A 14,538-nucleotide genomic window follows, 5' to 3' on the forward strand; every position below is an offset into this window, starting at 1 on the left:
AATAGAACTACATGACGCTTCCTGATTCTCAAACATTGCTTTACCTGGTATTGGCTATAGGTGTTTTATTTGTGCTGTATATGGCTGTAAAAGATTTATTCAAACCTAAAGAAGCTACTCCTGCTCCGGAAGCGGCACGCAGTACCGACAAATCTGTTCTTCCTTTCCAGTTACAGGCCTATGAGCGTCTGGTACTGCTGGTGGAACGTATTAACTTACAGAACCTGATCAGCCGGATATTTCAGCAGGGACTCACAGCTACAGATATGCAGATTGGCCTCATACAGACAATTAAAGCGGAGTTTGATCATAATGTTGCCCAGCAGATTTACGTCTCCCCTACAGCCTGGGAAGCGGTTAAAACACTAAAAGAACAAACGATTACTATCATCAACCAGGTGGCTAGTCAATTGCCGGAAAATGCAACTGCCATGGACCTGAATAAACAGATACTGGAAGTCTTTTTACAGGCTGAGAACTCTCCTTCTGAGCTGACTTCACAGATATTAAATGCAGAAGCAAAGAAATTATTCTGATTACTTTTTATTGATCATCATCACTCTCTTTGGTCTTATTACTTCGTACAATAAGTACCCTTTATTATTGAAGTGAATATACAGTGGAGGCGACTGAAACCAGGGTACTCCCGGTGTTTTTACGTGCGCCTGTATATGCAGATGCGGTTCTGTACTAAAGCCGGAATTACCTACGCAACCCAATGGCTGACCATAGGTAACAATATCGCCCTGCTTTACAATAACACTTCCTTTCTTCAAATGGGCAAGGAATACAAAACTGGAATCGGTTTCAATCAATACCTGATTGGTGTTCTGCGGTCCACGGCTCATATCGGGCGGGATATTATCCGGATTATCACCATAAGCCTTTACCACACGGCCATTACAGGGACTGTAAAGCGTATCGCCATAGATTTCATAGTCTTCCAGGCGCTTGCTGAAAATAGCATTGCCCCTGCTGCCATTAGGCTTTAGTTTTACGATATCCATCGCGTAAATAGCACCGCGCAGGCTGTAGTGAAACAGGTTGGTAGGTAAACCCTTGCCCCCCTGTAAAACAAAATAACGCCCTGTTCTGAGCGGGAAAGAAAGTTCTATGGTCTTTGCCTTACCGGTAGTACCGGTAAAATACAATACACTCAATGTAATCAGTACAGCGGAAACTATAAGATTGGCGCCGGTTTTCCAGGTCCGCGGTTTCCTGGCGGGTTTCTTTTTACGGAAGAACGCCGACAGTAGACAGATCAGAAAACAGATACCAAACGCGTATTTTGCATGTATAGTAAGGTACACCCAGGTACCATACAGGTAGATAAATACACCCAGTGAAAGGGCCAGCAGCATGCGGCTCCAGCTATCCCGCAAAAGGGTCCCACCGGCAATAAATAACTGGAAAAGGCTTAACAGGGCCAGGGCGAAAGTGAGCAATAACAATCCGTAAATGAACATGGCTTATCTAAAAAATCTTCTGCAAATTATCAATTATTTACCCGATACAGCTATAACGTAATAATTATGTAACATTGCTGCTACTTCATTATTCCACAAGCGTTAAATTATGGAAAATATTATCAAAACAGATGCCGGTATCACGATAGAGCCTGTATATACTCAGCCAGTTCCCATGAACGAGCTACCGGGGGAGTTTCCCTTTACCCGTGGTGTACATGCTTCCATGTATCGCGACAAGCTGTGGACGATGCGTCAGTATGCCGGTTTTAGTACGGCAGAGGCTTCTAATCAGCGGTATCATTATCTGTTGAGTCAGGGTGTAAGCGGACTGAGTGTGGCATTTGACCTGCCTACACAAATAGGCTACGATTCTGACCATGCGATGTCCGAAGGGGAAGTAGGAAAAGTAGGTGTGGCCATAGATTCCCTGGAAGATATGGAACGGTTATTCCAGGGAATTAACCTGGAAGAGATCACTACGTCCATGACCATCAATGCCACAGGATTTATATTACTGGCGCTTTATATCGCACTGGCAAAAAGGCAGGGGGCTGATCTGAAAAAGATTTCAGGGACAATACAGAATGATATCCTGAAAGAATATGCTGCCCGCGGGACTTTCATCTATCCCCCCAAACCTTCTATGCGGCTGATTACTGACATCTTTGATTATTGCAGCCGGGAAGTGCCTAAATGGAATACGATCTCCATATCCGGTTACCATATACGTGAAGCGGGTGCCAATGCCGTACAGGAGCTGGCCTTTACCCTTTCTAACGGAAAAGCCTATTTAATTGCTGCCCAGGAGAAAGGACTGGATATTAATGTATTTGCACGTCGTTTATCCTTCTTTTTCAATGCACATAACCATCTTTTTGAAGAGGTGGCAAAGTTCAGGGCTGCCCGACGTATGTGGGCACATATCACCCAATCTCTGGGGGCTACAGACCCTAAGGCACAGATGATGCGCTTCCATACACAAACAGGGGGCAGCACATTAACTGCCCAGCAACCGCATAACAATATCGTGAGAGTTGCGGTGCAGACACTGGCAGCCACGCTGGGCGGAACGCAGTCCCTTCATACCAACGGATATGACGAAGCATTATCCCTGCCTACAGAAGCAGCGGCGCGTATAGCCCTGCGTACGCAGCAGATTGTGGGGTATGAGAGTGGTGTTGCGGATACCGTAGACCCGTTGGCAGGATCTTATTATGTAGAAGCACTGACGAATGAAGTAGAAGGCAAGGCCTGGGAGCTGATTAACCGGATAGACGCAATGGGTGGGGCTGTAAGTGCCATTGAGCAGGGATTTGTACAGGATGAGATTGCAAGGAGTGCTTATCAATATCAGAAAGACGTGGAGAATGGCAAGAAGGTGATTGTGGGAGTGAATAAATTTGTGGTGCCGGAAGAAGTGGCTCCCGAGTTATTCAGGGTAGATGACAGTATCCGGCAGGTGCAGACAGAAAAATTACAATTGCTGAGGAACAGAAGAAATAACGAGATGGTACAGACTATTTTACAGCGACTGGAAAATGCAGCACATACCACGGAGAACCTGATGCCTATTGTGGTGGAAGCGGTAGAAAACTATTGTACACTGGGTGAGATTGCCGATACTTTACGTAAAGTATGGGGAGAACACAGGTAGAAAATATGACGAGTGTCATTTGAGAAAGTATCAGGTATATGTATGAACATTCTTGATAGTATTAAAATTCGTATTATTTTTAGGCCATGTCTTTTATCTACCATAACACTTGCCCGGTATGCGGGTCGTCCAATATACACAAGGTACTGACTGCGAAGGATTACACTGTATCCCTGGAATCTTTTGACATATTTCATTGCGGGCATTGCAGCGGGCGTTTTACACAGAATGTTCCTAATAACCAGGAAATAGGGCGTTATTATCAGTCGGCAGAATACATTTCGCATTCTGAAACACGTAAAGGATTAATAAACCGTTTATACCATAGCGTAAGGAAGATCACTTTACGTTCCAAACAAAACTGGGTGAAGGCCGGTACAGGTCTCAAGCAGGGTAATTTACTGGATATCGGATGTGGTACAGGCGCTTTCCTTCATTATATGAAGCTGGCAGGATGGGAAATTACAGGGCTGGAACCGGATGACAATGCACGTCATAATGCAAAGACATTGTATGGCATAGAACCTTTGCCATCTTCTGAATTATTCCGCTTACCGGCGCAACAATATGATGCCATTACCATGTGGCATGTACTGGAACATGTACATGGATTAAATGAATATTTACAACAGATCCGTGTTCTACTGAAACCGGAAGGTACTTTACTGATAGCAGTACCAAATTATACTTCTCCCGATGCGGAGCATTACGGCGCTTACTGGGCAGCTTATGATGTACCCCGTCATCTCTATCACTTCTCCCCTTCTTCTATGGAGCAGTTATTAAAACAACACAAAATCCGCATTGTTAAAAAACACCCCATGGTGTTTGATGGTTTTTATGTGAGTTTGCTGAGTGAGAAATACAAGACAGGACGCAGTCGTCTGATACCCGGATTCTTACATGGTTTAGCTTCTTACAGAAGAGGACTGAAAGATGTGGACAGATGTAGTTCTGTAGTGTATGAATGTAAAGCAGATTAAATGGGAATAGCCGATAGTCCGGAGACTATCGACCATTTGCTCATGCATCAGCCAATAAGGGATCTTATCTACTAATACAAATAGTTCAGTGCTACTATATCGTTGGAATTGAACGTACGGTTTCCACCGTTAGAGCATGCCAGCATGAATGAATTTGCAGCATTTGTTGCTGTAGATGGTGTACCAGGAATAAGGATAGCACCTATACCGGCAGAACCTTCGTTTGACGCAGAACCACCGCAGCTGATAGCACGGTTGTAATAATCTGTATGACGGAAGCCAAAGCAATGTCCTAATTCGTGTTGAATTACAGAACCTACATAGTTAACGTTAGGGTTGCTACCATAAGCCGCAGCATTCGTGTTCATCTGAATAGAGCTGTAAGGATTACCAGAGCTTGTAGGGAATCCTGAAGAGCCTAAAGTAATGTAACCACCGCTTGGGCCTTCATTAAAACCAGAGATAGTAATGTTTGCTGTACCGCTGGTAATACGCTGGAGCGTGATGCTCAGTCCCAGTGCATTATAACGTGAGATAGCCAGGTCTGTACCTGATACGAAAGCTGTACCCAGACTGCTTGCTACTCTGATAGTAATAGTACGTGGCAGACCTGTTACAAGGTTTGTAGTTCTGTACTGTTCAGCATCTACAACACGCAGCACCGGGCCGCTGAAGCCTTTGTTAAGATCTTCTTTGGAAAGGCGGATGTCACCTTCTACCAGGTAATCATCACCAAATGTGTGTACATCAGCAGTACTGAATCCGAGGCTGCTGATCTGGTTTAAAACTGCTTGTGGAATAGCCGCAGTTTGTTCGGGTGTTTTAGCTACTTTCTCTTTTTGGCAAGAATAAAAAGTAACGACAGAAATGCCTGCTACGAGGCAAAACAAGGCTGTGAATGTTTGTTTGCGCATTACATTTAGATTTGGGTTTCAAGAAATGAGGATATTATTAGCTGATAAGCTGAAAATAAATGCAGATACGCAGCGGCGATGCCGACGTATAGACATTATTCATCAGTAAATACAGCTAACGCTGACAGTTATTGCTCATGATTTTAATAGTGCTGTGTATGACGTACAGTAATAGTGCTAATACTGTGTCATTACAGGGTTTTCGGAAATTTATGTTTCAGGTTTAGTACTGGTTGGCCATACCAGGTTGTAAGATTTCTCTTCGGGTCAAATATTCGACGTTTAGATTTCAGTTGCTCAAATCAATATTACAACTTTCCCGGATACCAAAAAAAAAATTGTAGATTTAAAAGCAAAATATGTCAACCCAAAATCTTTATGAAAACAATCTTTGTTTTGTTCTCACTTTTATTATGGCAAAATATATCAGCAAGGCAAGTGCAGCCACCAGACAGCGTTGCACTAAGGTATGCAGCTGCTGATACCGCAGCACGTACGGGTAATTCACTGCGTTATTATCTGGTGAAATTCAGCGTAAATCCCGGTAATGCAGTGAGAAATTATGGCATCATAAAAACTCTGAGTCCGTTTCATTATATTTTAAACCGGGTTGATTTTGATACACTCTTACAACGTAAAGTTGTTTATAACTATCCTGCAAATAACAACTGGAAAGCGAGTGCGCAATTGTTACAACAACTGGTTATGTCTGATAGTCTTGTACTACTGGCCGGTGTACGTAATGTTTCCTTAAATTATTGCCGTGTAATATCTCAGTATGGTTCTGTATTACGTGTAAGTGTACAGAAAAAAGACTGGGATAATTTCATAACGCAACCGGATATACTTTTTTTAGATTGTATCCGAAAAGCACATACAGAAATACTGATCAACAATTCAGATCCTGCTGCAAATGCAGTAAACACTGCACAACAAAAATATCTTTCTGTAAGAGGTAAAAATATCACCGTATCATTAAAAGAAGATTTATTAGATACAACAGATATTGATTTTACAGGACGTTATATTCCATCTTCCTTCGCTGCTACGCAGCGCTCTTCTCATGCTACTATAATGGCTACGATGATTGGCGGTGCGGGAAATACAGGCACAAAGAGTTTAGGCGCTGCACCAGCCGTACTATTTACTTCTGCAGATTTTAATATAAGCCTGATGCCGGAAGATCCGGACTATTTTAAGCAATTTGATATCACTATACAAAACCACTCCTATGGTACAGGAATAGAAAATTATTATGGACTGGAAGCAGCAGCATATGATGAACAGGTGTATAACACTGATACACTGCTACACGTTTTTTCTTCGGGAAACATAGGTACGGCTACTGATTCCAGCGGCATTTACCAGGGCATCAACGGGTATGCAAATCTTTCCGGTACTTTTAAGCAGGCAAAAAATGTGCTTGTAGCAGGTGGCACTGATGATTCCTTACATGTTGTTTCATTAAGTTCACGGGGCCCTGCTTATGACGGACGGGTAAAGCCGGAGCTGGTAGCATTTGGCATTGATGGCACCTCTGGTGCGTCAGCAATCACCAGTGGTGTAGCCGCTCTTGTGCAGGATGCATATAAGCAGAAATATGGGGGTGCGCCTTCTGCGGCACTGGTAAAAGCATTACTGATTAACAGTGCCGTAAAGGTGGACCATATTCCTTTAAGTTATAAAAGCGGGTATGGTAGCTTACATGCACTGGATGCACTGAATACATTATCTGCAGCACAGTTTATAAAGGGCAGTGGTTCGCAGCAATTTACTGTTCATGTTCCGGCGGGGATGGAACAATTACATGTAACACTTTGCTGGAATGATCCGGTAGCGGCATTGAATGCGTCCAAAGCTTTAGTGAATGATCTTGATTTATCTGTCACAGATGCTGCCGGACAAACTTATGCACCATGGGTACTAAGTGCTGCCCCTTCCCCGGATTCACTGGGGGCAGCAGCAAAACGCGGGCGGGATAGTCTGAATAATATAGAGCAGGTAACTATTGATAATCCTGTAGCCGGGGATTTGCAGATTCATGTGCACAGCCCCGTTGCGGGACAGACTTTTTACGTAGTATATCAATGGACGCCCTCCCATCATTTTGAGTGGTTGAATCCCGGAGCCCATGAAGTATTATATGCGGGAGGAAACGCTCCTCTCCCCCTGCGCTGGCAAAGCAATATAACAGGCAAAGGCGACCTTTCTTACAGTATCGACAGTGGTATTACCTGGAATCCGTTAGTATCGTCTGTTGGGGCTGAAAACGGGCTTTATTACTGGGCAGTGCCTTCTCTGTTCAGTGCTGCGTTGTTAAAGTTTACGATGCCTGATACCTCATTCATCAGTGACACTTTTTTCCTTTCCCCCCGCCTTACCTTACAAACAGGATATGATTGCGGAGATAGCGCTTTCATTTACTGGTCTTCTGTTTCTGATGCTTCAGCTTACGAAGTATATCATCTGGGAGAACAGTACCTCAATCCTTATGCTTTACCTACAGACACTTTTCTTGCAGTAAGCGGAGGTTCTCCTTATTTCGCAGTTAGTCCTGTACATAAAGATGGATGGATCGGGTTAAAGAGTTACGGAACGAATTATACTGTACAGGGTACCGGATGTTATTTCAGAAATCTGCTGGCAGACCTGAATGCAGATGGGACTGTGACATTGTCGCTTAATCTGGGAACGGTCTATAAACTGCAGCATTTGTATTGGCAACGCTTAGCAGGCAGTGATTATGTTGATATCTCCGATCAGTTGATAACAGGAGTTGATTATACTTACCTGGATGAACATGCACCAAAAGGGTTGGTGTATTACAGGGTAAAACTGGTAACAGATGATGGGAAGATCATCTATTCAGATCCTGTACCTGTCTATTCATTGAATGATCAGCAGTATCTCTTCTTCCCTAATCCGGTGCATAGTACATTATCTGTACTGAGTAAAGAATTATATGGCATGCAATTGCAGATGTATGATATGAGCGGACGGTTGGTATTGAATAAATTATTGCAGGATCAGCTGGAGAGTTTGTGGATAGAAGATTTGCCGGCAGGAATATATACGGTCGTTTTGTTCAGGGACGGAAAGAAAATAACAGCAAAGAAGGTGGTTAAGCAATAGTTTGTTATAGGGGACTCCTAACGGAGTCGGGCTTGAGATATATGTAGATTTATCTACAAACACGGGACTCCTGACGGAGTCTATTATGGAGAGTAAAAGGATTTGTTACAGAATTCTTAAAGGAGTCTAAAAAGAAAGTCCCGGACGCTTGTCCGGGACTTCTGTATTTAGTGAATGTACTATTAAAGGTGGATAGCTTCTCCGTAAGCAACCTCGATCGCGTCTTTTACAGATTCGCTCATGGTTGGGTGCGGATGGATGGAGTCCAGTACTTCCTGATAAGTAGTTTCCAGTTTGCGGGCAGTCACTGTCTGAGCAATGATTTCCGTTACGTTGGCACCTATCATGTGTGTACCTAACCACTCGCCATATTTTGCATCGAAGATTACTTTGATGAAACCTTCTGTTGCACTTGCAGCAGATGCTTTTCCGGAAGCAGAGAATGGGAATTTACCCACTTTCACTTCGTAACCAGCTTCTTTAGCAGCCTTCTCTGTATAACCTACAGAAGCAATTTCAGGCGCACAGTACGTACAACCCGGAACGTTCATATAGTCGATTGGTTCTGGCTTGTGTGCATATTTCTTTTCGTTGTATGCAATTGCTTCTACGCAAATGATACCTTCTTTAGAGGCAACGTGAGCCAGTGCCTGACCAGGAACCATGTCACCGATAGCGTATACACCGGGAACGTTAGTCTGGTAGTATTTATCTACCAATACCTTTCCTTTATCAGTTTTGATACCTAATGCTTCGAGGCCCAGGTTTTCTATATTAGCAGCGATACCAACAGCGCTCAGTACAACATCTGCTTCCAGGGTGATTTCACCGGTAGCTGTTTTTACTTTTGCTTTAACACCTTCGCCATTTGCTTCTACGCTTTCTACAGAAGAATTCACCATTATTTCAATGCCTTTCTTCTTGTAGATCTTTTCCAGTTCTTTGGAGATATCTTCATCTTCAACAGGAACGATACGTGGGAGGAACTCAACGATCGTTACTTTAGTACCCAGGGTACTGTAGAAGTACGCGAATTCAACACCAATTGCACCGGAACCTACAACGATCATGGATTTAGGCTGCTTAGGCAATACCATTGCTTCGCGATAGCCAATTACCTTTTTACCGTCTATTTTCAGGTTAGGCAGTTCACGGGCACGGGCACCAGTAGCCAGGATAATGAATTTAGCTTCGTGTAAAGCTGCCTTACCATCCTTATCGGTTACTTCTACCTGTCCTTTGGATTTTACCTTACCGGAACCAAGCAGTACATCAATTTTGTTTTTCTTCATCAGGAACTGAACGCCCTTGCTCATCTTATCTGCAACACCACGGCTACGTTTAATAACCGCATCAAAATCGGCGCTACCTTCGCCAACGTTAATACCATAAGTTTTGGCATGTTGTATATATTCCAATACCTGCGCAGACTTCAATAATGCCTTTGTGGGAATACAACCCCAGTTCAAACAAATACCGCCCAGGCTCTCCCTTTCCACGATTGCCGTCTTAAATCCCAGCTGAGAAGCACGGATAGCAGCCACATATCCACCAGGGCCGCTGCCAATTACGATTACGTCGTATGCCATATTGCTTAATTTTAATTTAAACTTGCCAAAGGTAGTAAATAAAAAAAGCCCATCCAAACGGGTGGGCCTATCTTATATCTTATTAATATTTTTTATCTGAGGTCTACTACTTCCACACCAGGATACTTTTTAGCATCAAAGGTAAAGGTAGCGTCTGTCAGGTTAGTGTTTGGCGTGAAGCTGGTGATCTCGTATGTGTAGTGATTACCGTTCTTTTCGAACACTTTCATACGGGAAATGCTCTGGTTCTTCTTATCTACAGATACAATTACCTTGAAAATGTTCTTGGATTTGTCTGTAGGCGTCATTTCGATATTCTCCAGCACTTTACCTTTCTCGTTGGATTCACCATCGAGGCGGTAGAGATAGTCTTTATCGTAGAAGTTGGTGAACAGTTTAGCAGGCGTTAAAGCAGAGCTATTCTGATCTACATTGTTGATTGTTACTTCATTAGCATCCTTTGCGTATGTCCAGGATGTTTTGTTATCGCTGATGATTTCCTGTCCGTCCAGGTTTACTTTATACTTAGCACCTTTCAGGTATACAGTACCCTTCTTTGAGTCAGTAACACTGTTATTAGCCCCTTCAACCTTTAAAACGAAGTTGGCTACGACAGACTTTAACGTTGAAAATTTCTTGCTCACATTATCCAGGATTGATTTTGCTTTAGGATCATTTACTCCTAAAGATCTAGCCTGCGCCATGCCATTCATTACTACACTTCCAGTCAACATGGCCATTAATATAATTTTCTTCATCGCTTTGTAAGTTTTAGTTTACTAGTTGTTTTAAGACAAATGTTATGCCGATACGTTTTTACAATGTTAATATAAAGCCAATTAGCCCAGGCTATCGAGTATTTCCTCCAGTTCAGACTCTGATTTCACATGTACGTCCCTGGCTTTACTACCCATGTTGGGGCCTACAATACCTGCTGCTTCCAACTGGTCCATCAGGCGGCCTGCGCGGTTATAGCCCAGTTTCATACGGCGTTGCAGGAGTGAGGTAGATCCCTGCTGGTTCTGCACAATGATGCGGGCAGCCTCTTCAAAAAGGGTATCTCTGTCCTGCAGGCTGATCTCCTTCCCTTCCATATCCTTATCGTCCACATATTCCGGCAGCAGGAAGGCTTCCGGATATCCGCGCTGTTTTCCAATGAATTCTGCTACTCTTTCCACTTCCGGCGTATCTACGAATGCGCACTGCAAACGTACCAGTTCGCTGTTGAAGGACACCAGCATATCCCCCTGGCCTATCAGCTGTTCAGCACCGCCGATATCCAGGATGGTACGGGAGTCTATCTTGGAAGATACCTTGAACGCTATACGGGCCGGGAAGTTGGCCTTGATAGTACCTGTGATGATGTTTACAGACGGGCGCTGAGTGGCGATAATCAGATGGATACCAATAGCACGGGCCAGCTGGGCCAGACGGGCAATAGGCATTTCCACTTCTTTACCGGCTGTCATGATCAGATCCGCAAACTCATCTATTACCAGCACAATAAATGGCAGGTAACGATGTCCTTTTTCAGGATTCAGGCGACGCTGAGTAAACTTAGCATTGTATTCCCGGATGTTACGGGAACCTGCTTCCTTCAGCAGATCATAACGGATATCCATCTCTATACAGAGGGCATTGAGGGTGTGAATCACCTTTTTAATGTCTGTGATGATGGCATCTTCTTCTCCGGGCAACTTCGCCAGGAAGTGTTTCTCTATCAGTTTATACAATGATAACTCCACCTTTTTGGGATCTATCAGTACAAATTTGAGTTGAGAAGGGTGTTTTTTATATAATAATGATACTAATAAGGTGTTGATACCCACAGATTTACCCTGTCCTGTTGCTCCTGCCATGAGCAGATGGGGCATTTTGGCGAGGTCTGCGATAAAGTTCTCGTTATCAATCTTTTTTCCAATGGCTATTGGTAAATCCATGGTACTCTGCTGGAACTTTTCAGAAGCCAGCAGGTTTCTTAATGATACGATACTCTTCTTTACATTAGGTACCTCTATACCGATGGTACCTTTACCGGGAATAGGTGCAATGATACGGATACCTAAAGCTGACAGGCTAAGGGCGATATCATCTTCCAGGTTTTTAATCTTTGAAATACGTACACCGGCAGCGGGTACTATCTCGTAGAGTGTAACGGTAGGGCCTACTGTTGCACTTATTTTCTGGATAGAAATATCGTAGTTCTTCAGCGTATCTATAATCTGGTTCTTGTTTCTGTCCAGTTCAGAAGTATCCTGTACGATCTTTTCTGTACCGTGGTTGTCCAGCAATTCCAGAACGGGATATTTATAATCTCTCAGATCGAGGACAGGATCGTAAGGGTCCAGTTGTAATGGACCTGTAGCAGGTTGTTCATCCGGAGCAAGGTCATCTTCAGCTTCTTCTACAGGTGGTTTTAATTCAAAAACCACTTCGTTGGGCTGGTTATTCTTTCTGCGGGATGATGTTTGCTCTACCGTTTCTTCTATATAAAGTAATGGACCAGCTTCTTCCTCATCTTCCTCCTCCTCTTCTTCTATTACAGCTGCTGGCGGAATAACCGTGATATTTTTCACTACCAGCTGCATTTCAGGCTCTTCTTCTGTTTCATCTGTTGGCGGGATCACTACAACCCCATTACCTTTCAGGCCGTTTCTGCGTTTGTTATCAGCAACTACCGGAATTGCTGCTTCCTCATCCTCTTCATCTTCCTCAATGGCTACTTTTTTAGGTTTACGTTCCATCAGCCATTTGAAATCGAGGTTGTATTTCCAGATGATCCAGGCGAAGCCTGCTACCAGCAGTAATAATGCGGCTCCGGCTTTACCCAGGAATCCTGTGATCCATTTACTTACAGCATCGCCAAGTGCCCCTCCCCAGGGGAAGCCGGCCATACCGGTAACGAAAGCAGCGGCCGTGCTGATGAACAGCAGGCCAAACATGATATATTTTATGTTACGCCAGATGCGGAATACGCGACGGCCAACAATAAAATTCATTCCGAGTATAAAAAAGAGGTAACAGAAGAGATAGGAGGCGACACCGAATCCGCCATAAATGAACCAGTGAGACACAAAGGCTCCCAGGCGGCCCAGCAGATTTTCCACTTTCAGATCATCCATGAACAAAACGCTGGCAGCATAACGGAAAACTTTATCCTGATCATCTTCCCAGGTGAACAGATAAGAGGTGAAGGCAATAAAGCAATAGAGTGATAATAACAGCAATATCACACCCATTACCTTGTGGGTGCGCTCATCTTTTACCAGCTCCTTTACTTTTACCTCAGCTTCCTTCTCCTGTTTCAGTACATTGGGGTCATTACCACGAGGTTTCTTGCTTTCCGGTTTCTCAGTTTTCAGTTTATTCCTAGACATAATTATAGCGCTCCAAAATTAAGGCTGCCGGCTGACATATTAAGAATTTATTTTGGTGTTGCTACAAACGTATTTTAATATAATAATTGTATCCACCTGACCATAAACTCTAATACGGCAGGATTTATTGTTTCGTCCAGGGTGCCATATTCTTCTATTGTACAAGAGTTACAGCGTTGAAACTGGTGGTTAAGACCCGGGAAAGTACGCAATGTAACTGTTTCATTTCCACCTCTTAGCATACCGGCTTCAATGCCCTTCAGGTTTTGGGCGGCATTCACTTCCAGATCTTTTTCCCCGTTCATTGCCAGTACCGGGCATTTAATTTTTGCCAGATATATAGCCGGATCATACGCCAGCGAGCTTAAAACCTCCGGGCGGGTATCTGCTTTATAGCTGGTTTCGAGCATCCAGTCCTGTATCCTGTTTGTATCAGCCATTTGTTTATACACATTGGTAAGGCTGGCGAATGCTTTCTTTTTACGTATTACAGTATCTTTTTCGGTGACGAGAATATCCAGGTAGTCTTTGAAGGCTTTGTTATCCCCTGCTTTTTCGGTACGGCCATCCACTCCGGGTGCGGCCATTGTCATCAGGAAAGCGATTTTATTATCAGTAGAAGCTACTATCTGTCCTACGGCACCACCGAGGCTATAGCCCAGCATACCAATAGCATTACTGTCTACATCTTTACGCTGGCGTAAAAAGCTAACAGCTGCGCGTACATCTTCTGCGAAGTTGTAGATATCAGAAGAGTCGTAGTTACCGGTGCTGGTACCCATACCGCGGTCATCAAAACGAAGTACGGCCATGCCATGTTTAGCGAAATAATCCGCTATCACCGCAAATGGTTTGTGTCCCAGATGTTCTCCGTCCCTATCCTGCTGTCCTTCTCCGGAGATCATGATGATAGCGGGAAAGGTGCCTTTTATACCAGGTTTGGTGAAAGTACCGCTGAGCAGCACTTTATCTTTAGTATTAACGAATTTCACCTCTTCAATATCGTATGCAAAAGGAGGTTTCGGCTCCTGGGAGTGTTCAGTCGGTTCTGTTTCACGGCGTGAAAAGTTGAGTTCTGCCCGGTTACCGAGTTGTTCGAAATAACCTTCATACCGGCCGTTCCTGGAATTCCAGCCACCGGTATAAACAAGACCTATCTTTTTGATAGAGAACTTCAGGCTATCATCTGTAGCATATGCTTCGTCCATGTTGATAACGTCCTGGGTAACATCAGGGCTTTTCATCTGCCCTTTGAGCACATTGCCCTGGTAACTGAAGGTTACCTGCAGGCGTTGTTTATTACCCTGGGGAGTTCTGAAAAACCCGTACCAGTTGCCACTTGCATCGTGGAGTGACTGAGAAAATGAAGTGCCGGCCAGGGCGATACCCAGGCAGGTCATGACAATATATTTAAACATAA

At 43.8% G+C, this 14,538-nt stretch carries 10 protein-coding genes; 4 read left to right on the forward strand and 6 right to left on the reverse strand.

What is annotated here, in order from left to right; all coding sequences use genetic code 11:
* The first annotated feature begins 11 nt into the window (after positions 1–11).
* Entirely contained in the window at positions 12–536 is a 525-nt protein-coding gene (locus tag BMW86_RS01645; protein WP_089778343.1) for a DUF7935 family protein, read from the forward strand.
* On the opposite strand, the gene BMW86_RS01650 is transcribed toward BMW86_RS01645, so the two are convergent.
* Positions 537–1,466: a M23 family metallopeptidase gene (locus tag BMW86_RS01650; protein ID WP_089778345.1), complete on the reverse strand. Its 930-nt coding sequence runs from the start codon at positions 1,464–1,466 to the stop codon at positions 537–539.
* A 109-nt stretch (positions 1,467–1,575) separates the two neighbouring features.
* On the opposite strand from BMW86_RS01650, the gene BMW86_RS01655 reads away from it, so the two are divergent.
* Positions 1,576–3,123: an acyl-CoA mutase large subunit family protein gene (locus BMW86_RS01655; RefSeq protein ID WP_089778347.1), complete on the forward strand. Its 1,548-nt coding sequence runs from the start codon at positions 1,576–1,578 to the stop codon at positions 3,121–3,123.
* 86 nt (positions 3,124–3,209) lie between these two features.
* Positions 3,210–4,106 (forward strand): class I SAM-dependent methyltransferase, encoded by an 897-nt coding sequence (locus BMW86_RS01660; RefSeq protein WP_089778349.1) that lies wholly within the window; start codon positions 3,210–3,212, stop codon positions 4,104–4,106.
* Positions 4,107–4,177: 71 nt separating this feature from the next.
* On the opposite strand, the gene BMW86_RS01665 is transcribed toward BMW86_RS01660, so the two are convergent.
* A complete protein-coding gene (locus tag BMW86_RS01665; protein ID WP_089778350.1) occupies positions 4,178–5,020 on the reverse strand; it encodes a M57 family metalloprotease in 843 nt (280 codons plus the stop codon).
* 378 nt (positions 5,021–5,398) lie between these two features.
* Here BMW86_RS01665 and BMW86_RS01670 point away from each other — a divergent pair, with 378 nt between their 5' ends.
* Positions 5,399–8,152, forward strand: a complete 2,754-nt coding sequence (locus BMW86_RS01670) for a S8 family peptidase (RefSeq protein ID WP_089778352.1) — start codon at positions 5,399–5,401, stop codon at positions 8,150–8,152.
* A 182-nt stretch (positions 8,153–8,334) separates the two neighbouring features.
* Here the strand turns inward: BMW86_RS01670 and lpdA are convergent, their stop codons facing one another.
* From lpdA to BMW86_RS01690, 4 genes are all read right to left on the reverse strand, one after another.
* Positions 8,335–9,741 carry a dihydrolipoyl dehydrogenase gene (gene lpdA, locus BMW86_RS01675; protein ID WP_089783516.1) on the reverse strand — a complete coding sequence of 469 codons (1,407 nt, stop codon included), beginning with the start codon at positions 9,739–9,741 and terminating at the stop codon, positions 8,335–8,337.
* 92 nt (positions 9,742–9,833) lie between these two features.
* Positions 9,834–10,499, reverse strand: a complete 666-nt coding sequence (locus tag BMW86_RS01680; protein ID WP_089778354.1) for an outer membrane lipoprotein periplasmic chaperone LolA1 — start codon at positions 10,497–10,499, stop codon at positions 9,834–9,836.
* A gap of 81 nt (positions 10,500–10,580) precedes the next feature.
* Complete coding sequence (locus BMW86_RS01685; RefSeq protein ID WP_089778356.1) at positions 10,581–13,118, reverse strand: FtsK/SpoIIIE family DNA translocase; 2,538 nt, start codon at positions 13,116–13,118, stop codon at positions 10,581–10,583.
* A gap of 74 nt (positions 13,119–13,192) precedes the next feature.
* Positions 13,193–14,536, reverse strand: coding sequence for an alpha/beta hydrolase family protein (locus tag BMW86_RS01690; protein ID WP_089778358.1), 1,344 nt, complete (start codon positions 14,534–14,536; stop codon positions 13,193–13,195).
* Positions 14,537–14,538 lie beyond the last annotated feature (2 nt).

It is taken from the genome of Chitinophaga sp. YR573 (assembly GCF_900110995.1).
In the GTDB taxonomy this organism is placed as follows: Bacteria; Bacteroidota; Bacteroidia; order Chitinophagales; family Chitinophagaceae; genus Chitinophaga.

What these genes read in the sequence shown, in the direction of transcription:
- BMW86_RS01650 (WP_089778345.1), bottom strand. Translation starts at nt 1,466, where the DNA reads ATGTTCATTTACGGATTGTTATTGCTCACTTTCGCCCTGGCCCTGTTA.
- BMW86_RS01660 (WP_089778349.1), top strand. Translation starts at nt 3,210, where the DNA reads ATGTCTTTTATCTACCATAACACTTGCCCGGTATGCGGGTCGTCCAAT.
- BMW86_RS01680 (WP_089778354.1), bottom strand. Translation starts at nt 10,499, where the DNA reads ATGAAGAAAATTATATTAATGGCCATGTTGACTGGAAGTGTAGTAATG.
- BMW86_RS01665 (WP_089778350.1), bottom strand. Translation starts at nt 5,020, where the DNA reads ATGCGCAAACAAACATTCACAGCCTTGTTTTGCCTCGTAGCAGGCATT.
- lpdA (WP_089783516.1), bottom strand. Translation starts at nt 9,741, where the DNA reads ATGGCATACGACGTAATCGTAATTGGCAGCGGCCCTGGTGGATATGTG.
- BMW86_RS01670 (WP_089778352.1), top strand. Translation starts at nt 5,399, where the DNA reads ATGAAAACAATCTTTGTTTTGTTCTCACTTTTATTATGGCAAAATATA.
- BMW86_RS01690 (WP_089778358.1), bottom strand. Translation starts at nt 14,536, where the DNA reads ATGTTTAAATATATTGTCATGACCTGCCTGGGTATCGCCCTGGCCGGC.
- BMW86_RS01685 (WP_089778356.1), bottom strand. Translation starts at nt 13,118, where the DNA reads ATGTCTAGGAATAAACTGAAAACTGAGAAACCGGAAAGCAAGAAACCT.
- BMW86_RS01655 (WP_089778347.1), top strand. Translation starts at nt 1,576, where the DNA reads ATGGAAAATATTATCAAAACAGATGCCGGTATCACGATAGAGCCTGTA.
- BMW86_RS01645 (WP_089778343.1), top strand. Translation starts at nt 12, where the DNA reads ATGACGCTTCCTGATTCTCAAACATTGCTTTACCTGGTATTGGCTATA.